At 37.7% G+C, this 22,481-nt stretch carries 19 protein-coding genes; 5 read left to right on the forward strand and 14 right to left on the reverse strand.

The features are described from left to right. Nucleotides 1–13 precede the first annotated feature (13 nt). Nucleotides 14–628, forward strand: a complete 615-nt coding sequence (locus tag E1750_RS07105) for a hypothetical protein (RefSeq protein WP_133276110.1) — start codon at nt 14–16, stop codon at nt 626–628. Nucleotides 629–738: 110 nt separating this feature from the next. Here the strand turns inward: E1750_RS07105 and lipB are convergent, their stop codons facing one another. Next, nucleotides 739–1,443 (reverse strand): lipoyl(octanoyl) transferase LipB, encoded by a 705-nt coding sequence (gene lipB / locus E1750_RS07110; RefSeq protein ID WP_133276111.1) that lies wholly within the window; start codon nt 1,441–1,443, stop codon nt 739–741. 341 nt (nt 1,444–1,784) lie between these two features. Here lipB and lysS point away from each other — a divergent pair, with 341 nt between their 5' ends. Continuing rightward, on the forward strand, nt 1,785–3,488 hold the full coding sequence (lysS, locus tag E1750_RS07115) for a lysine--tRNA ligase (protein ID WP_133276112.1): 1,704 nt from the start codon (nt 1,785–1,787) through the stop codon (nt 3,486–3,488). A 154-nt stretch (nt 3,489–3,642) separates the two neighbouring features. Here lysS and E1750_RS07120 read toward each other — a convergent pair whose 3' ends face one another. Both E1750_RS07120 and E1750_RS07125 read right to left on the reverse strand, forming a co-directional pair. Continuing rightward, nucleotides 3,643–3,831: a hypothetical protein gene (locus E1750_RS07120; protein WP_133276113.1), complete on the reverse strand. Its 189-nt coding sequence runs from the start codon at nt 3,829–3,831 to the stop codon at nt 3,643–3,645. Between the two features lie 84 nt (nt 3,832–3,915). After that, nucleotides 3,916–4,098 (reverse strand): hypothetical protein, encoded by a 183-nt coding sequence (locus E1750_RS07125; protein WP_133276114.1) that lies wholly within the window; start codon nt 4,096–4,098, stop codon nt 3,916–3,918. Between the two features lie 344 nt (nt 4,099–4,442). Between E1750_RS07125 and E1750_RS07130 the strand changes: the two genes are divergently transcribed. Next, the gene (locus E1750_RS07130; protein WP_133276115.1) at nt 4,443–6,950 is read left to right on the forward strand and encodes a M14 family zinc carboxypeptidase; all 2,508 of its coding nucleotides are present in this window, start codon (nt 4,443–4,445) and stop codon (nt 6,948–6,950) included. 68 nt (nt 6,951–7,018) lie between these two features. On the opposite strand, the gene E1750_RS07135 is transcribed toward E1750_RS07130, so the two are convergent. The 11 genes from E1750_RS07135 to E1750_RS07185 form a co-directional block, all read right to left on the reverse strand. Further along, the gene (locus tag E1750_RS07135) at nt 7,019–7,948 is read right to left on the reverse strand and encodes a glycerophosphodiester phosphodiesterase family protein (RefSeq protein ID WP_133276116.1); all 930 of its coding nucleotides are present in this window, start codon (nt 7,946–7,948) and stop codon (nt 7,019–7,021) included. A 197-nt stretch (nt 7,949–8,145) separates the two neighbouring features. After that, entirely contained in the window at nt 8,146–8,394 is a 249-nt protein-coding gene (locus E1750_RS07140) for a DUF6755 family protein (protein ID WP_133276117.1), read from the reverse strand. A gap of 18 nt (nt 8,395–8,412) precedes the next feature. After that, the gene (locus E1750_RS07145; protein ID WP_133276118.1) at nt 8,413–8,928 is read right to left on the reverse strand and encodes a Rieske (2Fe-2S) protein; all 516 of its coding nucleotides are present in this window, start codon (nt 8,926–8,928) and stop codon (nt 8,413–8,415) included. A gap of 78 nt (nt 8,929–9,006) precedes the next feature. Next, nucleotides 9,007–9,576 carry a 4Fe-4S dicluster domain-containing protein gene (locus E1750_RS07150; protein ID WP_133276119.1) on the reverse strand — a complete coding sequence of 190 codons (570 nt, stop codon included), beginning with the start codon at nt 9,574–9,576 and terminating at the stop codon, nt 9,007–9,009. A 16-nt stretch (nt 9,577–9,592) separates the two neighbouring features. Then, a complete protein-coding gene (locus E1750_RS07155; protein WP_133276120.1) occupies nt 9,593–11,809 on the reverse strand; it encodes a molybdopterin oxidoreductase family protein in 2,217 nt (738 codons plus the stop codon). A gap of 116 nt (nt 11,810–11,925) precedes the next feature. Further along, entirely contained in the window at nt 11,926–12,975 is a 1,050-nt protein-coding gene (locus E1750_RS07160; RefSeq protein WP_133276121.1) for an MFS transporter, read from the reverse strand. Nucleotides 12,976–13,092: 117 nt separating this feature from the next. Next, nucleotides 13,093–14,685: a magnesium transporter MgtE N-terminal domain-containing protein gene (locus E1750_RS07165; RefSeq protein ID WP_133276122.1), complete on the reverse strand. Its 1,593-nt coding sequence runs from the start codon at nt 14,683–14,685 to the stop codon at nt 13,093–13,095. Nucleotides 14,686–14,749: 64 nt separating this feature from the next. Beyond that, nucleotides 14,750–16,225: an MFS transporter gene (locus E1750_RS07170; RefSeq protein WP_133276123.1), complete on the reverse strand. Its 1,476-nt coding sequence runs from the start codon at nt 16,223–16,225 to the stop codon at nt 14,750–14,752. Between the two features lie 132 nt (nt 16,226–16,357). Further along, nucleotides 16,358–17,620 carry an alginate export family protein gene (locus tag E1750_RS07175; RefSeq protein WP_133276124.1) on the reverse strand — a complete coding sequence of 421 codons (1,263 nt, stop codon included), beginning with the start codon at nt 17,618–17,620 and terminating at the stop codon, nt 16,358–16,360. Between the two features lie 376 nt (nt 17,621–17,996). Further along, nucleotides 17,997–18,719: an iron-sulfur cluster repair di-iron protein gene (ric, locus tag E1750_RS07180; RefSeq protein WP_133276125.1), complete on the reverse strand. Its 723-nt coding sequence runs from the start codon at nt 18,717–18,719 to the stop codon at nt 17,997–17,999. Between the two features lie 68 nt (nt 18,720–18,787). Next, nucleotides 18,788–19,222, reverse strand: a complete 435-nt coding sequence (locus E1750_RS07185; RefSeq protein WP_133276126.1) for an RrF2 family transcriptional regulator — start codon at nt 19,220–19,222, stop codon at nt 18,788–18,790. Between the two features lie 350 nt (nt 19,223–19,572). On the opposite strand from E1750_RS07185, the gene ric (E1750_RS07190) reads away from it, so the two are divergent. Both ric (E1750_RS07190) and E1750_RS07195 read left to right on the forward strand, forming a co-directional pair. Then, nucleotides 19,573–20,304 (forward strand): iron-sulfur cluster repair di-iron protein, encoded by a 732-nt coding sequence (ric, locus tag E1750_RS07190; RefSeq protein WP_133276127.1) that lies wholly within the window; start codon nt 19,573–19,575, stop codon nt 20,302–20,304. Between the two features lie 42 nt (nt 20,305–20,346). Continuing rightward, nucleotides 20,347–22,458, forward strand: a complete 2,112-nt coding sequence (locus tag E1750_RS07195) for a ribonucleoside triphosphate reductase (RefSeq protein WP_133276128.1) — start codon at nt 20,347–20,349, stop codon at nt 22,456–22,458. Nucleotides 22,459–22,481: the final 23 nt, after the last annotated feature.

A 22,481-nucleotide genomic window follows, 5' to 3' on the forward strand; every position in this document is an offset into this window, starting at 1 on the left:
AAAATCCGACAAAATGAGAAATACAATTTTACTTTTTGCTTTCATTTCTATTTTGAGTTGCAAAAATTCTAACGTGGAAACCGATTTTGAAGATTCAAAAATTAAAGATATTAATCAAATTGTTGAAACAATAATTATTGAAGACACTTTAGAAGTTTTGAAAAATGGGAAAGATTCAAGAATGCTTTGTGAAGAATTGACCAAATTAAGAATTTATATTCCTGAAAAAACTAAAAAAGGTGAAATCTCTCAGCCACCGCCACCTCCATTTGGGAATGTTTCAATAGAAAGTTTGCTACATTATGGAAAAATAGGTTTTTTTAATGTTAAAGATTCGTTGACTCTGGTCAATCAAAATTCAAATCCTCAAATATTTAAAATTGACAAAGTTCTTTTTGATAAATTTAATTTAACAACAAGAGAAAAAGAAATTGGTAAAAAGAATACCAAAGAATCATTTGATTTTTACGAAATAACTATCCCCATTTTTTCTTTAGATAATAAAAAAGCATATGTAGAATTGAGCCATTATTGTGGACGTCTATGTGGAAGTGGAAAATCTATTTATTTGGAAAAAATTAATGGAAAATGGAAAATAGTTGACTCTTGGAGAACTTGGATAAGTTAAGAAAAACAACCACAAACAGCAAGAGTTTCGTTGCGTGTGCAGCGAGAACAATGAATTATTAATCCCCGAATAAATCAGTGACAATCTGTTCAATCCGTGTCATCTGTGGCCTATTTTGTCACAAACTCTGCTTCAAATAATTGAGTGAAATGTTTCAGAATTTTTGCTTTCACTTCGGCTTCATCGACTTTTTCTACACCGAGCTCTACGTTTAGGGAAGTTACCGCTTTGCCACGAATTCCACAAGGAATAATGTTGTCGAAATAACCCAAATCTACGTTTACATTTAAGGCAAAACCGTGCATCGTTACCCAACGAGAAGCACGAACACCCATAGCACAAATTTTTCTCGCAAATGGTGTTCCCAGTCCGAGCCAAACGCCTGTTTCGCCTTCGCTTCGTCCGCATTCCAATCCGTATTCTTGCAAAGTCAGGATGATAGATTCTTCAAGAAAACGCAGGTATTTATGAATATCTGTAAAGAAATTTTCCAAGTCTAAAATAGGATAACCCACGATTTGTCCGGGACCGTGATAGGTAATATCGCCACCACGATTGATTTTGTAGAAAGTCGCGCCTTTGGCTTCGAGTTGTTTTTCGTTGAGCAATAAATTTTCCAAGTCACCACTTTTCCCCAGCGTATAAACGTGAGGATGCTCAACTAAAAGCAGGAAGTTGGGAGTTGGAAGTTGGGAGTTAGAATTTCGGTTTTGGATTTTCAAATCGACAATGCCTTTGAATAATTCTTCTTGGTATTCCCAAGTAGTTTTATAATCTTGGAGTCCTAAATCTTGCAGTTGGATGGTTTTGTTCATTGCCTTATTTTGAATTGCAAAGTTACAAAGGATAGATTTAAGATTAATGATTAACGAATGTTGATTTTTGATTTAATAGATAAGACGCAAATACAACGGATTGGCACGGATTTAAATTATTGGTATTTTTTTGGAAAGGTTTTATGAAAAACAAAAAGTTGTCGCTTAGCCCCGATAGTAGCGGCATCCTTTTGTGCCGGTGTTCGGCACAAAAGATAGAGCGAATAGCGGGACGACTGCCTATTGAAAAATCCATATTTCTGCTCCTGAAAATTCTGAAATCTGCTTTCTGAAATCTGCAATCTATTTGTTATCTTTGCACTCTTAAAAATCAGAATCCAATGGCATTATCCGAACAAGAAATTATCCGAAGAGAAAAACTACAAGGCTTGCGCAATTTGGGCATTAACCCCTATCCAGCCGATCTTTTTCCTGTAAATCATACTTCAAAACAAATAAAAGAAAACTTTGAGGAAGGCAAGAAGGTGATTGTTGCCGGACGTTTGATGAGCGTGAGAGACCAAGGAAAAGCTTGTTTTGCCGAATTGCAGGATAGCGAAGGACGTATTCAATTGTACGTGAATCGTGATATGTTGTGTTTGGGTGAGGATAAAACTTTGTACAACCAAGTATTCAAAAAATTGACCGATTTGGGCGATTTTATTGGTATTGAAGGGGAATTGTTTACCACAAAAGTGGGTGCGCAATGTATTCGTGTAGATGAATTTACTTTTTTGAGTAAAACGTTACGTCCGCTGCCTTTGCCCAAAGTGGATGAAGAAGGAAAAGTGCACGATGCGTTCAACGATGCGGAATTGCGTTACAGAATGCGTTATGTGGATTTGACTGTGAATCATAATGTAAAAGAGACGTTCATCAAAAGAACTAAATTGTTCAACGCGATGCGTGGTTTCTTTAACGATGCGGGCTATTTGGAGGTTGAAACTCCTGTTTTGCAATCGATTCCTGGTGGTGCTGCGGCGAGACCTTTTATCACGCACCACAACTCGTTGGACATCCCGCTTTATATGCGTATTGCGAACGAATTGTATTTGAAAAGATTGATTGTTGGTGGATTTGATGGTGTGTATGAGTTTTCGAAAAACTTCCGTAACGAAGGAATGGACCGAACACACAACCCAGAATTTACCGCTATGGAAATATATGTAGCCTACAAAGACTACAACTGGATGATGGATTTTACCGAGCGTTTACTAGAGCATTGTGCCATTGGCGTCAATGGAACTAGTGAAGCTACTTTTGGCGAACATAAAATTAGTTTCAAAGCGCCTTATGCTCGAGTGACGATGACCGATTCTATCAAACATTTTACTGGTTTTGATATTTCTGGCAAAAGCGAGGCTGAATTATTCGAAGCGGCTCGTGGAATGGGAATTGATGTGGATGAAACTATGGGTAAAGGAAAATTGATTGATGAAATTTTTGGAGCGAAATGCGAAGGAAATTATATTCAACCCACTTTCATTACCGATTATCCAAAGGAAATGTCGCCGCTTTGCAAAGAACACCGTGACAATCCAGATTTGACCGAACGTTTCGAATTGATGGTTTGTGGTAAAGAAGTAGCAAACGCTTACTCGGAATTGAATGACCCAATTGACCAAAGAGAACGTTTTGAAGATCAAATGCGTTTGTCTGAAAAAGGAGATGATGAAGCTACCGGAACGATTGACGAGGATTTCTTGAGAGCTTTAGAATATGGAATGCCACCCACTTCTGGTTTAGGAATTGGAATGGATCGATTGATGATGTTCTTGACCAATAATGCTTCTATTCAGGAAGTTTTATTGTTTCCGCAAATGCGTCCGGAGAAAAAACAAGTTCAAATTGAATTAACCAATGAGGAAAAATTGATTCTAGATTTACTCAAAACCAATGACAACAAAATGGATTTGGGAGTATTGAAAATCAAATCGGATTTGAGCGGTAAAAAATGGGATGCCGCCACCAAAGGTTTATCCAAACACAATTTGATTAAAGTAAGTCTTGTTGGTGAGAGTAAAATAATGGAATTGGTGGGATAAGTTTATCCTCCAATTAATACTAATTTAAGGAGTTTCTGTTGAAGCTCCTTTTTTTATTCCTATCCGTAGTACTGCAGCTAAATTTTTAGTCCATCACAGTTTATAGGATTGATCAATCACTTGCCCGGCGCGCAATCTACCGAATTACGAATCACTAGAACAACGATTTTTTAGTAAGATAAGCGTGAATCTCCAATAGTACCAGAATGGGCATAACCAAAGGGAATAGTATAAATGTTGTCAATAGTTCAACGTCCCAGCCGTCTCCATTATTTGCTTTTTTATTGGCGATTTCAAATGATACGATATAGGTAATTACGAGGTATAAGTTTATCAATAACATTAGCGTTGTATTTTTTGTAGGTTTGGGTTGTTTGATTCCCGTTTGCTGCGAAGGGGGGCTTCGCTACAAGGGAGATCGATTATTTTATATTTGTTGCAATTTGGTTTCTTCTTTAATTTTGGTAAAACTGTACTGACTGATGGTCAAATTCTTTTGTTGTACTTTTTCTGTTTTGAGAAGCACAAAATCCTTTGGACTAGAGGTTTCAAAATCTCTTTTACCGATTTTTATTCTTTCGTTAGCAAATTTGCAGATCTCCAACGACATTTTATAACAATTAAGAAATCTGCAACTTATAAAAAACGAGAATTTTGTTTCAGTCCGTTAACAGACTTACACTATAATCGTAATTCAAATGTAATTTAAAAAATCATAAGTTTTATAAAAAAATACGATAAAATGCATAAAATTACCGTTAAAATACATAAATACTATTTTTATATAAAAATAATATTACAAAATATATTGAATTCCTTCACTTTTTTTGCTTAATTTATGAATTAAAACCACTTAAATAAATTTATTGCGATAGTTTCTACTATTTATTGTGTTTTTTAGGTCAATATAAAGTTAATAAGTATTTTTGGCAGGTTCCTAATTCAACCCCCATTATGAAAAAACATTGCTATACCGTATTATTTTTAGTTTTCTTTCTTAACACAATTACCGCACAACTCAAAAGCCCATCGGATTACATACCCAACTACGGCAATCAAATCACGTATTACCATCAGGTTGAAAATTATTTCAATTATTTGGTCACTGAATCCAAACTTATCAAAAAGCAAAAATATGGCGTTACTGCCGAGCAACGAGATTTGAATTTATTTTTCATTTCGACTCCCGAAAACTTGGCGAACTTGGAACAAATCAGAAACAACAATCTCGCAGCCATCGGAATGTCCGATACCAAAACAGCCAGCGTTGACGACAAAGTAATCGTTTGGTTGAGTTTCAATGTTCACGGAAATGAATTTGCTGGCACCGAAAGCGCCATGACCGTAGCCTATGAACTTTTGAACCCAACCAATGAAGCGACAAAAACTTGGTTAAAAAACACCATCGTTATCCTGGATCCTTGCATCAATCCAGATGGATACTCGCGTTACGGAAATTGGTTGCGCGAGATTTCAGGCAAAAAAACACATCCAGGCTTATACGATAGAGAGCATATGGAGGTTTGGCCAGGTGGCAGATACAACCATTACATTTTTGATTTGAACCGAGATTGGGCTTGGCAAACTCAAGCCGAAACCCAACAACGCATTGCCATATATAATCAATGGATGCCACAGGTACATACCGACGTGCACGAAATGGGCTATAATTCTCCCTATTTTTTCCCACCATCGGCCGAACCTTTGCACGAATTTATCGAACAATATCAAAAAGATTTTCATACGACTTTAGGAAAAAACATCTCAGCCAAATTTGACAAACAAAATTGGATGTACAATACTAGGGAACGATTCGATTTATTTTATCCCAGTTATGGCGACACCTACCCCACGTACAATGGTGCAGTAGGAATGACACTGGAACAAGGAGGAATAGGCGCTGGAAGAGAAATCACAATGGAAAATGGCACCAATGTCACTATAAAAGACCGCTTGACGCATCACGCCACAGCAGTGTTAACCATCGTAGAAAGTGCCTCCTCACAAAAAGATGCCTTGATTAAAGGGTTTAGAGATTTTAATAACAATGCCCGAAAAAAAATCAAAGGAACATACAAAACGTACGTTATGAAGAGCAATCCAAAACTCGAACAAATGGCCGTTTTATTGAAGAAAAACAATATCGATTTTGCTTATGCAGATGCTACTGCCAACGAATCTGGTTTTCATTACCAATCCAAAAAGAATAAGAGTTTCAAAATTGAACCCAACGATTTGATTATAAAAGTGGATCAACCCAGAGCCGTTTTGACTCAGGTGCTTTTTGAACCCAATCAAAAATTGAATGACAGTTTATCCTACGATATTACTGCTTGGGCTATTCCACTTGCGTACGGAGTAGAAGCCTATGCCGTGAAAAACAATATCAACATCAAGACCAAACCAGGCCTTGCGGTTGTGGCAAAAAATGTTCCAGAATCAGTTTACGCCTTTCATATTCCTTGGAATAACAGAACCTCAGCCCAAGTTATTGCTGCATTACATCAGGCGGGCATCAAGGTGAGATCGGCAATGAAAAAGGCTGTCTTTGGTGATATTACCATTGAACCTGGAGGATTGATTGTGAGCAAGGCCGAAAATCCAAAAATAGTCGATTTTGAAAAAACAGTTAGCGAAATTGTAAAAGTCAAATCCGATTACAATTGTATTGCTACGGGATTTTCATCCAACTCAAAAGATTTGGGAGGAGAAAACTTCAATTTACTAAAAGCTCCAAAAATACTTTTATTGTCGGGAAAAGGCGTGAATTCGACCGAATTTGGCGCTACCTGGTTTTATCTCGACGAAACCATCAATTACCCGGTGAGCATTGTAGAAACAGCCAATTTCAGTCGAGTGAAATTATACAATTACAACACATTAATTTTGGCCGATGGCTATTACGATCTTTCCAATGACCAAAAAACACAAATTGATGCTTGGATCAAAAATGGTGGAAGAGTGATTGCAATGAACGCCGCAATTTCATTATTTGAAGACAGAGAAGGCTACGCTTTAAGTCCATTTGCCACAACCGAAGAAAAGGAAAAATCGGTGAAAGAAGAAAAGGAATTGGAATTGAAAAAACGTTTCCTAGATTTTGAAGGTTCAGAACGCAGAGCGATTTCGGGTTCTATTCCGGGGGCAATTATCGAAAACAAAATCGACAAAACCTACCCAATGGCCTTCGGACTTGGTGATTCGTACTACAGCCTTAAAACCGGTGAAAAGTGTTATCCGTTGTTGAAAAAATCAATCAATGTCGCATACGTGCCAAAGGAGTATTTAAGCTATGGATTTGTTGGTCACGAAATGAAGAAAAAACTAACCGAAACCGTCAGTTATGCGGTGGACAAAAAAGGCGAAGGTGCGGTGATTTATATGGTGGACAACCCACTGTTTAGAGGATTTTGGGAAAACGGAATCCTATTATTCAGCAATGCTTTGTTCTTGGTAAATTAATTTTGAAACCTTTTGGTTTTACAAGTACAAAAAAGGCGCTTCGATTATGAAACGCCTTTTTTACTTGATTAGATTTTACGAATTTTAATATGCTTCGACTTCAATTTCTTATCATCGGCATACTTCATTAATTGAATTCCCGCTTCGATATGCCGGTCGGATGAAAGAATATTGGCTCCGTTTTCTATCAGTTTATAATACAAATCATCGCCCTTGGCAGCAGCACTTTTATCAATATTCCCCATCGTTCCCAAAATACAAGCTATTTTTCGGTCGTGCAAATATTGATACACTTCGGGTTTTGGCTCTGAAACGCCTACGAAAGCAACCATTTTTTCGGCTTTAACGCCTAGATTTTCCATACGTTCTACATCTTCTTTCCCTCTGGCAGAAACTGAAATCATTAAGTCGGGAGCTAATATAGCTACTTCGGCAGCCTGATTCGCATTATAGGTAATGATAACCGAATACGCCTCAGCTTTGTTTCTTCGAACGGCATCTACAATCATTTGCATCGGAACCCCTTTCTTGACATCGAGATTATAAATCACCTTGTCTTTTCCCCATTTCAAAACCTCGTCCAATGTCTCAATTTTATAAGGTGTTTGATTGCCATCATTGTCTTCCAAAAACAATTGTTGCAATTCTTGATAGGTATAATCGTCAATTTTGCCCGTTCCCGTGGTGGTTCGGTCTAATGTATTGTCGTGCATCATCACCAAAACCGAATCTTTACTCAAGGCTATATCGGTTTCCACGATTGTAGGATTGTATTTTATGGAATTGGCAAATGTTGCTGTGCAGTTTTCTGGAAAACCTTTCACAGGACCGCCGCGATGCGCACTCACTAAGGGAATAAATGTATCGGAATAACTCAAAAACCGATGCAACTGTTTAGGTGTTTTGAATCGCAACAAATATTCGTTTTGTTGTGCAAAGCTGTCTAAAAAAAGCAGCAAAAATAAGGGAAGAATGAAGCCTTTTGATTTAATGAACATATCGTTTTGTTTTAGCGTACAAAAGTAGCCAATTCAATAGTCAAAAATTAAAATTTGAGTTTAATTAACTTAATGCTAACGATAATACCGATTCTCCGGAAGAATACTATTTTACTCCTTTCCACCTAAATAAACAAGTAAAAAACACTTCACTGTTCCTCACTTTGCAGCAAGCAGAATGGTTTTGGGTAAAAAAATTACTTTTTAGTATTGTTTCCAGAAGGCAAATAATACAACCATCCAAATCCTATCAAAAACAGAATTAAAGAGGCGATAAAAGCAGGAATTAGTATTTCGCGATTGTTTTCTAAAGCGTTGTTTAGCGAAGCATACAACAACCAAATTTGGATGGTGACATTCAAAATTAAAATGAATATCAAGGTTGAAAGAATGTTATTCAGCTTGTTGGGATTCGCCTGATTTTGACTGGTTCTAAAAGTACTCATAGCTTTTTATTTTCGTTTTTAAACTGTTTTTTCTTCTTGATGCGAAGCTCTCACAAAGATGTCATTTCCCTTGAAAAAAACTTCTAAACTTGGTAAAGCTCTTGGTGGAGGGCCTGCCAAAACTTCACCAGTTTTAGCATCAAATGAACCATTATGACAAGGACAGTAAATAACTTCGGTTCCCGGCTTGTAAAACACCGAGCACGATAAATGGGTACACTTTTGCTCATACGCTTTGAAATCTCCGCTTTCGAGGTGAATCAAAATATAAGGGATTGTACTCCCTTCAATAACAAAGGCTCGAGTTCCTCCCACCGGAATTTCTTCTTTTTTGCAAACAAAATGCTCGCCTTCTACTTCTTCTTTGGGTAACAAATAGGCTTTGGCAGCTACGAGTCCACTACCCACCATCAATCCTCCTGAGACAAGGGTTAGGAATTTTGCAAAATCACGACGGCTTACATTGGTTGCTTGCTGCTTGAGAATTGGAAAGTCTTTCTTCCAATTTTTATTTAAATTATCTTCTTTTGACATAAGACAGTTATCTGTTTTCGGTTATCTGTTTTTAATTTTTAACGTCCTGTGAAGTTCCCCTTTGGGTGGCAGGAACTACTAATATATTATAAGTTCCGTGCTTCCTTTTGGCATCATAATATTGACTTTGGTATTGACGGTTTCTTTTCCAAAAATAAAAGTATTGATGGGAGAACTGTTCGGACGCATTTCCTTGATTTCTTCCCTTGTTCCGTAGAACAAAGCACCACTTGGACAAACTGTGGCACACATTGGCTTTTTACCCACGCTGGTTCGGTCATAACACATCGTACATTTCATCATCAAATCATAGGACTCCTCTTTTTTGGGTACGCCAAAAGGACAAGCCATGACACAATTCGAACAACCAATACATCTTTCGGTGTTGGCAGTGTGCACAATCCCGTTTTCGTCTTTAGAAATGGCATCGGCGGGACATACATTGGCACAAACTGGGTCGTCACAGTGCATACAAACCTGAACGGTGGTTTGAATTGTTGCCGCCCGATCGACATAATTCACGTGGATCAAGGTTTCGTGACCGTTCGTTTCGCATTCAGCGCAAGCCATTTCGCAGGCTTTACAACCAATGCAACGCTGCATATCTACAAAAAATTCCTCGTTTTTATTGAAACTGGTGTAATTCATATTGCTCTTTTATAGATTAAACACTTGCATACGCTGTTGATTCTGTTGAAGGTGCCGCAATTTCCTTAAGCGGTTCCAAATGACAAGCACATACTTTAAACTCTGGAATTTTAGAAATGGGATCTAAGGTTCCCGGTGTTAATTGATTGGCCGATTTTTTTCCAGACCAGTGGTACGGGATGAAAACCGTGTCCTCCCGTATAGTTTCTACAATATTCGCCGGAAAAATTCCTTGACCGCGTCGGGTGGAAACTTTTACTAATTCTCTTTGTTTGATTCCGTATTGTTGTGCCAATTTTGGATGAATTTCCAATAAAGGTTCAGGATATTGATCGACTAATTTTCCGATTCTTCGGGTTTGTGTTCCGCTCAAATATTGGGATACCACACGACCGGTAGTCAAAACAACAGGATAATCAGCATCTACAACTTCGCCTGGAAGTTTATAAGGAGCTGGATTAAAATGTGCTTTTCCGTCCGGTGTTTTAAACTTTTTATCCTCCCACAATCTTGGCGTTCCGGGATGGTCTTCGGTTGGACAAGGCCAAAAGACGCCCATATTATCCTCAATTCTTTTGTAAGTAATGCCGTTGTAATCTGCAGTTCCGCCTTTCGAGGCTACTCTCAATTCGTTGAAAATGGCTTCACTGTTTTCGTAGGTAAATTTATCTTCGGCTCCCAACCGTTTGGCTATCTCCAAAATAATAGAAGTATCTGTTCTAGCATCGCCCGGAGGAGTAACCGCTTGACGAATTCGGATCACTCTTCCTTCAGCAGAAGTGGTAGTTCCTTCTTCTTCTTCCTGTAATGAACCAGCCAGCACCATATCGGCGTGGCGCGCAGTTTCATTCAAGAAAAAGTCAATGCACACATAATATTCCAATTTTTCTAAAGCTTCTCGAACGTAATTGCTGTTGGGTAAAGACACTAATGGATTGAAACAAATTGAAATCAATCCCTTTATTTCTCCACGGTGAATGGCTTCGATGATTTCGTAAGCCGAAAGCCCTTTTCCAGGCAAATCTTTCTCGTTGATTCCCCAGACTTCCGAAATATACTTGCGGTGTTCTGGATTTTCAATATCTCTGTTTCCCGGCAACTGATCACATTTGTGGCCGTGTTCTCTACCGCCTTGACCGTTTCCTTGACCGGTAATGGTTCCGTAACCGCAGTAGGGTCTACCTATTCTTCCGGTAGCAAGTACCAAATTGATGCAACCCAAAACATTGTCCACTCCTTTCGAATGGTGTTCGATTCCGCGGGCGTGAAGCAAGAAACTGGTTTTGGCTTTGCCCCATAATTCGGCGGCTTCGCGTATTTTATTTTTATCAATTCCGGTTACTTCTTCCGCCCATTCTAGGGTATAGTCTTTAACGGCATCGATTGTTTCCTGAAAACCAGATGTGTAATTGTCAATAAAATCGTGGTCTAACATATCGTGATCGACCAAATATTTCAGCATTGCACCATACAAAGCCGAATCGGTTCCGGGTCGAACATCCAAATGAATATCGGCAGTTCTCGCCAGCGGAATCATCCTCGGGTCTATCACTATAATTTTGGCACCGCGATCACGGGCCTTCCAGATCCAGTGTGTCAAGGTTGGAAAAGTTTCGCTAATATTGGCTCCAGCCACAATAATCACTTCGGCATATTCTAAATCGGAATAATTATTCGAAGCTCTATCCAGACCAAATGCCTTTTTATTGCCCGCACCAGCACTCACCATACACAAACGCCCGTTGTAATCTAAGTTTTTGGTTTTTAGCGCCACACGAGCAAATTTTCCAACAAGGTAACTTTTCTCATTCGTCAATGAGACTCCCGACAACATCGAAAAGGCATCATTGCCATATTTTTCTTGAATTCTTTTGATTTCGGAAACCGTTTTGCTCATAGCCTCGTCCCAAGAAGTAGGCACAAATCCTTGTCCTTCCACTCTTTTCAGAGGAGTCATCAAACGGTCGGGATGGTTGTTTTGCAAATACCGTTGTACACCTTTTGGACACAATCTTCCTTCATTAAACGGAAATTCCATCCAAGGCTCAAAACCCACGACTTTATTGTCTTTGACCGACAATTGAATCCCGCATTGCATCCCACAAAAACAACAGTGTGTTTTTACCAATGCATCTGGCTCATCTCTTCCCGGATAGCCATCTTTTGGGCTATAATTTTTGTGAGGACCAAATTTAGTTACAATATTTTCCTCTGCTACTGGTAATTTTGCCATTTTTATATTATTAGACCCCTAGCCCACAAAGGAGGAACTAGTTTTGGGTGTTTTTTTTGTTTTTTTTAGCTTCTTATTTTTGCTACAACAACTCCCTCTTCGGGGGTTGGAGGGCTTTATCCAAATAAATTCCCGCCTTCCAATCTGGCTTTCAAATGGGCTTGTGCCAATCGGGATCTTTTTCCTTCTGGGCTCAAATCCAAATGCGAGGTTCCGTCTTCGTGCGAAAAATCGAAGCCCAATTGTTCTGTAACCGTTTTCAAATCCTGAATATGCAATTTGGTGGCAAACTCTTCGCCCGTGTGGGGACAAACCGCCATTCCCATTTTCATTCCTTGTTTTTTATAAATATGCGCCCCGATTTGCGCCGGACGCTGAATGATATGAAAAAACTTTCCAAACGGAATCCAAATCAGGAACATAATTACTGTAACTGCGTGAAGTACTGCCAAGAAATCAAAGGCAAATCCTTTCATAAATTGATACGAATAAGTCAATCCTAAACCAGTTACCGAAATAGCAATTAATAATATAAGTGGCAACAAATCGCCCTCAAAAGTTTGGGTTGCGATTAATCCGGGATTGGTCAAACGTCTTCTTAAATAATACAATGATCCAAAAATTACCAAATAGGAAGACCAGTTCAAGGCGTGAAAAGTCAAAAAAGCAATTATCGAATCCAATTCAAAATCCATCACCTTGAAACCAAAAAAGTACGCCTCATAGGTAGAAATAGTGTTGGGCGCCATCGCAAAGTGAATCCATCCAAAAGTAAGCGGAATGGTAATCAAAAAAGCTGAAGTACAACCCACCGCAATCATAAAATGGGCAACCCAACGGTATTTTCCTCTGGGATAAATAAACTTTTGAAACGCAATATTCTCTACAGATTCTTTGGTGGCAAACCAAAAATGCGAAAACACTTTTCCGGTTATCAGATAGGTAATTCCGCGTTTGAAATAAATCCAAGTGGGCGGTCTTTGCAGCCAAACCGAATACCGATATACAATGCCGAAGAAGGCAAAAACAGTTCCGAATAAATACGTGATTAATGCTGCATCAAAATTTTGTAAATTTCTGGAACCAAAAAACACAAGGACAATCATAAAAATCGAAAGTCCAGTTGCGATTAAAAGTGCTTTGGTATTAAAGGTTTTGTTTTTCATAAAATGTACTAATGCTGTTTAAACAAAATTTCCAAAGTGTTTTGCAATTATCTAAATCCGCAACACCATTTGTTATTACAAAGAATCTAGCAGATATAAGAATTTGGATTATTAACTCTAACTTGGTCTTTCACATCCTCGACGATTATAAAACCACCAATTTATTATTGTTGCTAAGATAGTAAAAACAATTAAACCAATAAAGAACTGATTTACAGTTCCGTTGATCGTGATATTATTCCCAATTAATTTTGAAAAGATGAATGGACCAAAAGCTGCAATCGCGGCAGTCCAACCAATCACACCAGCCGCTTGACGTTGGTTTTCAGCAAAAATGATTGGATATTGACGAAAGGTACCCGCATTGCCAATTCCGGTAAAGAAGAACATTGCTAGAATCACTCCCACAAACAGCGGAAACTGATCCATACTTGTTGGCGAAACCAATCCTTGAGTTACTAAGATTACCGCTCCAGCTAGAATTCCAATTCCAGTGATAGTAGTCAAAATAGCGCCCCCTACTTTGTCGGCAACAAATCCAAAAGCAATTCGGCTAGCAGAACCAATCAATGGCCCATAAAAAGCATACACCAATGGATCGGGAGCATTGGGAAAATCTCCGTACAAAAATTTAATCATCAACGGAAAGGCAGCCGATAAGCCAGCAAATGTTCCGAAAGTCATCATATAAGTAATCGTGCAATACCAAGTGTGTTTGTTTTTGAAAATATCCATTTGCTCTTTGATAGAAGAATGCATCGGAATGCTTTTCAAGTAAAACCAACTGATAACAGACAAAATTAGAAGAAAAGGAATAAACCAAAAAGCAGCGGATTGAATGTAAATATCCTTGTTCTGCACCGCTCCATTGTCGGGACTGATTTTGTTCAAAATTTTCTCAGCCAATTTTGGATTGGCATTAGCAATCGCTTTTGATTTTACTTTTAAAGGCAAAGCGGCAAATATTATGGCATTATCAGACGAGTTAACTGCAGCAGTAACCGAATCCAATACTGGTTTTTTTACATTCGCTAGAATTTTGGTTTGCACTTCGGCATCTAAATCAGTGAATACTTCTTTTTGTTTTTCAATGGTTGAATTTTGGAAAACACTAAGGGTTTCCTTCGCATCAATACTTGTAAAAACCGAAGCTGTTCCATAAATGCTCACACTCAATATTAGTGGAGTAACAAACTGTGCCAGTGACACTCCAAAATTTCCGATTCCGGCTTGAATTCCCAACGCGGTCCCTTTCAATCTTTTTGGAAAAAACAAGCTGGTGCTTGGCATATAGGAAGAGAAATCACCACCGCCAAAACCACAGGCAAATGCCAAAACGGCAAAGACCCAAAAAGGTGTATTGACATCCATCACGGCAAACCCAATGCCTATAACCGGTATTAATTTAATCAACGTAGCCCAAGCCACCACGTGTCTTGTACCAAAAATGGGTAAAATAAAGGTGTGAATAATTCTTAGTATACCTGCTGCCAAACCGGGTATGGCTGCTAGCCAAAAAAGTTGATCTTTTGAAAAACCAAATCCAAGTCCAGGCAATTTGACGGCTATTACACTCATCAAAAACCAAGAGGCAAAAGACAAAATCAATGATAATGTAGTTATCGTCAATGTTTTCCAAGCAATTTTACTTCCCGTGTTTTCCCAAAATTCTTCGTTTTCAGGTTCCCATTTGTCTAGCCAAGTTTTCATATTGATAGTATTTAAATTAATATTTAATTTTGTCTTTGAAATTCATCATTGACATTGTAATTCCTTAATGATTGTGCTCAATATCTTTGGTAAAACTCGGCGATTTCACTCTCAAAATATTGATAATCGTACGGTGCATCCACAGCAAACAAAGCACCGAAATAATAAAAATAAAAATCCAAGAACTAGTCCAAAGTCCGGTAGAATTCAAGAGATATCCGAAGATAATAGGACCTACGAAACCACCTAAACCACCGATCAATCCGACCATTCCTCCCACTACGCCTACTTCATTAGGAAAATATTCTGGTATGTGTTTGAAAACGGCGGCTTTACCGATTCCCCAAGAAATCCCAATCAGAATTACCAGCACCAAATACACCCACATATTGGCTTCAAACTTAATTTGAGTAATTCCTTTGGCTAGCAATTCTTTCTTTTTGACTTCTTGATTTTGTTGGACTACAATTTCTTGCCAGGAATTTTTAATCGGTAACATCGATGTGGTTCCGTTTTCTATACTTTCTTTTGAATGTATACTTTGTCCCTTTCCATCAATTTTGATTTCGGTAGCCGAGATTTGGGTAACTATTCCGCTTTCTGCAGCGAGAACACCCGGTCCCGCTGTAAACACTTCCATCTTAGGAAACATCAATAAAAAACTAATTACTATCGAAGAACCCAAAACCCAATACATTACTTTTCGAGCGCCAAATTTATCCGACAAATACCCACCCAAAGCTCTAATCACGCCCGATGGCAAACTGAACATTGTGGCAAACAGTCCTCCCATAACCAATGAGGTTTGGTACACGTTCATAAAATTGGGCAATAACCATTGCGAATACGCCACAAAACAACCAAAAACCAAGAAATAATAGGCTCCAAATCGCCAAACTCGAACCGATTTCAACGGGGTTAAAAGCGTTTTGATATTTTTGGAATCGCCAGAAGGTTTTTTGTTTTTGGCAAAAAAGATAAAAATAAGCCCGATCATAACCAGCACAATGGCATAGGTTATTGGCAGCATTTTCCAACCATCTGTTGGGTCATTTTTCGAAAAAAAATTCAATAAAGTGGGCGCAACGAAAGTAGTGATGGCCGCACCCGCATTTCCCATTCCGAAAATTCCCAAAGCTCTTCCCTGCCAATTTTGAGGATACCAGACCGAGGTGAACCCAATTCCAACTGCAAAACTGGTTCCTACCAATCCAAAAAGGAAACTCAAAACGGCAAAACTCCAAAAAGAATCTGCAAATGGCAAGAGCAATAACGGAACAGAACAAAGCAACAAGAGTGACGAAAAAACAATTTTACCACCAAACTTATCCGTCAAAATTCCGACGGGCAGTCGAAAAATCGACCCTGATAAAATAGGAATACCAAGCAACCAACCCACCTCGACTACAGTCCAATTAAAAATGCCTTTGTCGACTAAGAAGGTCACCAAAACTCCATTTAATGTCCAACACGCAAAACAAATGGTGAAAGCTAATGTATTTAAAAACAATATTTTGTGCGATTGTGATAAATTACTCATAATCGAAATTTAAATTTTAAAATGTTATAAAAGTACAAGTTTATCGTTTAAAAAAGGATAAAAATGTCTTTTTTTGTTTAAAAAAAGTATTTTAAAAAAAAGATAAATCCCTATTTTTGAATGCGTTGAAAATTATTTCAATGAAAATAGTCTGGGATTAAAGGAAATCATTAGCCAAGCCCAATTATTAGTTGATGCAGGATTAGTAACCCCTTTGAGCCGCTCTAAAGTAGCAGTGGCAAACATTTGAGAATATCCGCCGTTGATTTTAATGTCTTTATGAAGTGCATAACTAAATGTAAAATCGATCTCCGTTCCCAAATAATCATCCATTTTTTTATTTGACGCATCCAAAACTGTGGCTGGTGCGGAAAAATAATGTGGCATCAAAGTGAATTGCCATTTGTTTTGAGCGTAATTCAAAGTCAAATAAGCGTCTTGAAGCCCTACACTATTTTGATGATTTCCTACATAAAAATAATCCATAAACCCATTAAAGGCGTGGTTGGTTCCAAAAAGAGGGCTAAAAGATTTTATGGAATTACTGGTATCATCCTGATTTTTTCCCGAAAGGAATTCATAGCCGAGCCCTGCCTTGAATTTCTCGGTAACTGCATATCCCAAATTGGCTCCAGCATACCAAGCGCTAACATTTTTATTGGTACTCTTTCCTGTTTGTCCATACAAACCTAAATTAGTGTCCCATTTTTTTTCTTTGAAGGAAAGATACGTTCCAAAGGTTTGCTTGTAATCGACATCCAATGGGGTATTGGGTTGACCGTATTCATAGCCCGTATTCAACATTAATAAACTCGTGTTCAATTTGTTTATTCGAGTATGATACCAAGCGTATTGCATTGACTTGTAACTGGTGGTGTATGCCGCTGTTGGTTCAATTAGGTTTTCAGCATTCGCATTAATAGCAAATCCAAGGTCCAATTGATGATTTTCAGGATGAAAAGTTAGCAGGACCGCATCGTGACTTTGCCCTTGTTGTGCCCAGTCTAACTCTCCAAAAATACGCTGATTATCATAGGAAATAACCTGACGTCCCAAACGGCTGCTCCATTTTGAATTGATTTCATATTGCGCCCAACCCTCAAAAACGGCTGTCCCATTTTTGTCCGCTTGCGAAGTCGTGGTAACATCTCCCCAAGTTCGAATGTTTTGAAGTGATAATTTCAATTTAATTTTTTCCTGTTTGAAGTTTAAATTCAAACGAGAACGTTGTGCGATAAATGAAGTTGGACTTTCTCCGTTAGAAATTGGTGCTTTAAAACCGTTTCGGTATTCGTAGCGTGGACGAAGTTGTAAGTTGGCGTCGAATTCTTGGGCGAAAGCGCTCATTCCTGCCAGTCCGATAATTGATAAAGCGATTGTTTTTAAGGTATTCATATATTCAGTTAAATTAAAATTTATGTTGTTATCAAAAATAGACTTTATAAAAAATAAAATTAAAAAAAATATCTTGATAGGCTAATACGTCAAATGACCTCCAAAAGGCATTAAATTATTTTGCAAAATTACTAGACAAAAATGTCCTTTATTATGACAGAAGTCATATTTTAATATAAAAGAAAGAAATTCAATCCTGGCGAATCTATTTTTCTTTGGAAAGCCGTTTTAAAATATACATTTCGAAACGGCTTTAATGTAAGTATTAGGGAGCAAATCGTTTTGAAAACTGCTCAACCTCTACCCTTCTGATAATTAGTGTTCTTTCTGTTTTTGCACAACTTTCGGTAAAAACTTAGAATGATTCTGATAGCATTTACGACAATTCTTTTTCCAATTCAATGGCTCCTGGAAAAAGAATATTGTTTTCTAAATGAATGTGCAGGTGTAAATCTTGTTCAAATTCTTTGAGCAATGCAATTGCCACTCCATAAGTATTGCAAGCATCTTGTGGTGGAGTGTAATTGTTGCTCAAGGCTTCAATTTTCCTAAATCGTTCGCCTTCGTTTGAATGTTCTTGCATCATGGCTTCAATCGGATTTTGCACCGTTCCAAAAGGAGCGCCTTCCACTTTACAACCTTCGTGTTGGGCTTTTGCCAATTTTCGAACAAAGGGAAACAATAGTAATTCTTCTTTTTTCATGTGCATCGCCAATTCGCCAGCAGTGGCATAGAAATGTTCCTTAATTTCAAACAATTCAGGATGGCGTTCCCCGTGAACTCTGCAAATTTTATCCAAATAAGGTAAAATCTCTGCCGTTTTTTCAACTACATAACGATGGTGTTTTTTTTCGATATAATCAGCCAATAAATCCAGCGGCCAAGAAGCATAGTCTATGGTTCTGTCTTCTTGTCCCTGAATTATGACATCTAAATCACGCAACACCATTTTTGAATCTATTTTTTTCTTATCGCAGGCATCAGCAATGTTCCTGTTGCCCTGACAGCAAAAATCTATTCCGTATTTTTTGAACACGGAAGCCGCACGATAATCTTTGGCCACTAATTCACCAATAATTTGATTTTCTTGAATATTCATTTTTTTTGTATTTTAAGTTAGTATTTATTATCGGACAAAATTGTCCATTATTATTGCAAATTTTTTTTTTAACGTTTCAAAAAGGTTAATCCTTCTTTGAGATCCATTGACAGCGATTTGATTGATGTATTTTCCAGCATTTTTCTAAGTTCTTCTCGGACAAATTTAAATTGCCCGTGCAACGGACAAGGCTCGTCATCCCCGCATTTTTTTAATCCTAAACCACAACCATTATAAATAGCATCACCATCGATCGTATTGATTACGGCGCTTAAATTTACTTCCTCAAGTTGCTTTTGGTTCATAGAAAAACCACCGTGAGGTCCTTTATCAGAATTAATGATAAAATTTCGAGAAAGCTCTTGCAATATTTTCGAAGTATAAGCCTCAGGTGAATCAACTGCCAACGCAATTTCTTTCAAACCCACCTTTTTGCCCAACAGCGATTGCTCAGCAATAAAAATTGATGCTCTAATACCGTATTCACAAGCTTTTGAAAACATTTTCTATTATTTGAAGACAAAGATACAACATAAATTCGCATAACGGACAAAAATATCCGTTATTTATTTTATGCAAAATAAGCACCCAATTAAGTTGCGTTTTATGATCTTAATCATACCCTATGGCATAATTAATTTTTAATTCTTTCGCAAGAACTATTGAATAAAATTCCCTGAATTTGGATTCATTTTTTATCAACCTCCTGTTAATAAATAAATGATAAAAAAAAGAGAATATGACTTAAATCATAGGATATAATTATAATAATAAGTAGAATTATACCCAGAAAAATAATTATAAATCAGAAGCCAATTCACTGATTATTAATCCACTATTAAAACAATTAACCATGAGCTTACAAGAAATAACAACTATTGGTGATTTTGTAGCCAAGGACTATAGAACTGCTGAAATTTTTACAAAATACGAAATTGATTTTTGCTGTAAAGGGCAAAGAACCATTGATGAAGTTTGCAAAAAAATGAATCTAAACGAACCCCAATTATTACACGAGTTAAACGCTGTTTTAGCTACAAAAAATGATTCTGAAAATGATTTTGATTGTTGGTCTTTGGATGTATTGATAGATTATATCGAAAAAACACACCATCGATATGTCGAAGAAAAAACTCAAGCTCTAATTCCTTTTTTGGATAAATTATGCAACGTTCACGGAGTGAATCATCCTGAATTATGCGAAATAAATGCTCTTTTCAAAGAAGGTGCAAAAGAATTAGCATCACATATGAAAAAGGAAGAAATGATACTTTTTCCATTTGTCAAAGAAATGATTAATGCCACAAAAAGTCACGGAACCATCGGAAAACCTTTTTTTGAAACTGTAAAAAATCCGATTTCTGCAATGATGAACGAACATGAAACCGAAGGCGAACGATTTAGAGCAATTTCGGCTTTGACCAATAATTACACGCCACCCGAAGAGGCTTGCAATACCTACCAAGTAACCTATGCTATGTTGCAAGAATTTGAGCAAGATTTACACAAACATATCCATTTAGAAAGCAATATCTTATTTCCAAAAGCCAAAGCGCTAGAGAAATTTTTCTCGACAGAAGAATAAAACAACCACAACCCAACATAAAAACCAAAACCAGTAAAAACTATGGAAAAGTACGTTATCAAAAGGAACGGCGATTACAAACCGTTTGAGAGCTTCAAAATTGAAGATGCCATCACAAAAAGTTTCAAAAGTGCAACCATTGCCTTTGACGAAAGTGTTTTTGAAGATGTAATGAAAAGATTGCAATACAAAGAAACTTGGGCAGTCGAAGAAATTCAGGATTTAATCGAAAAAAGTCTTTTTGAAAAACAGTACTTTGAAGTAATGCGCTCTTTTATGTTGTACCGTCACACCCGAAAATTACAACGGGAACACGTAGCAGGTATCAATGAAGACACTACCTATGTCGATAGCTCACAAACCATTGCAGAATACATAGAACAAACCGATTGGCGTATCAATGCTAATGCGAACACTTCTTATTCCAATGCGGGATTAGTGAATAATGTAGCAGGAAAAATTATTGCTAATTATTGGCTGGACAAAGTCTATACCAAAGAAGAAGGGTACGCGCATAGAAATGGCGATGTTCACATTCACGATTTAGATTGCCTAACTGGCTATTGTGCAGGTTGGAGTTTACGCGTTTTGCTCAACGAAGGATTCAACGGAGTTCGTGGTCGTGTCGAAAGCAAAGCACCCTCACATTTTAGAGAAGCCTTAGGTCAAATGGCCAATTTTATGGGAATTTTACAAAGCGAATGGGCTGGCGCCCAAGCATTCAGTTCGTTTGATACCTATTTAGCTCCTTACGTTTTCAAAGACGATTTAGGATTTGACGATGTATTGAAAGCCATTCGCAGTTTTGTTTACAACTTGAATGTTCCTGCGCGTTGGGGACAATCACCTTTCACCAATATCACACTGGATTGGGTAGTTCCAGAAGATTTGAAAACTCAAATTCCAACTAAAAACGACTTCCATTTCTTTGAAAATAATTTCAATCACGACCTTTTGGTTAGAGCTCAAGAACGTGGCGTTACCAAAGTTACCGATTTGCGTTACGAGCATTTCCAAAAAGAAATGAACCTCATCAACAAAGCTTATTATACGGTAATGACCGAAGGTGATGCCAACGGACAACCCTTTACTTTCCCAATCCCCACAGTAAATATCACCGAAGAATTCGATTGGAACGGCGAAAACACCGATTTGCTTTTCGAAAATACCGCCAAAATTGGCTCCTCGTACTTTCAAAATTTCATCGGAAGCCAATACAAATTAGACGAAAATGGAGAAAAAATAGAAAACGAAAATGCCTATAAACCCAATGCGGTTCGCAGTATGTGTTGTCGTTTGCAACTCGATTTACGTGAATTATTGAAACGCGGAAACGGTCTTTTTGGAAGCGCCGAAATGACTGGAAGTATTGGAGTTGTGACCATCAATATGGCGCGTTTGGGTTATTTGTACAGAGGAAACAAGGACGAATTATTCAAACAATTGGACAAATTATTATACATTTCCAAATCGACTTTGGAGAAAAAACGCGTGTTTATTCAGGAAATGTACGATAGAGGTTTGTATCCGTATACCAAACGGTATTTGCAACATTTCAGAAACCACTTTTCTACGATTGGTGTCAACGGAATCAACGAAATGATTGTGAATTTTACAGGAAGAAAAGATACGGTTACTTCTGCATCAGGAATTGATTTTGCTTCTGAAATTCTAGATCATATTCGCAATCGAATGAAAGAATTTCAAGAAGAAACGGGAAATTTATATAATTTGGAAGCCACGCCAGCCGAAGGAACTACCTATCGTTTTGCCAAAGAAGATAAAAAACGTTTCCCAAACATTTTCCAAGCCGGACAAGAAGACAACATTTATTACACCAACAGCTCCCAAATTCCTGTCGATCACACCGAAGACCCCTTTGAAGCTTTATTATTGCAAGACGAATTGCAATGCAAATATACTGGCGGAACTGTGCTCCACTTATATATGAGCGAAAAAATGAGTTCGCCAGAAGCCTGTAAACAGTTTGTCAAAAAAGTGGTTTCCAGCTTTAGGTTGCCTTACATCACAGTTACTCCTGTCTTTAGTGTTTGTCCTGTTCACGGCTATTTGAATGGAGAGCACGAATATTGCCCTAAATGTGATGATACCTTAATTGAATTTGAAAAATTGAAAAAAGAAAAATCAAAATAACATTCAACTTTAAACCATTATAA

This window comes from Flavobacterium nackdongense (assembly GCF_004355225.1).
GTDB lineage: Bacteria > Bacteroidota > Bacteroidia > Flavobacteriales > Flavobacteriaceae > Flavobacterium > Flavobacterium nackdongense.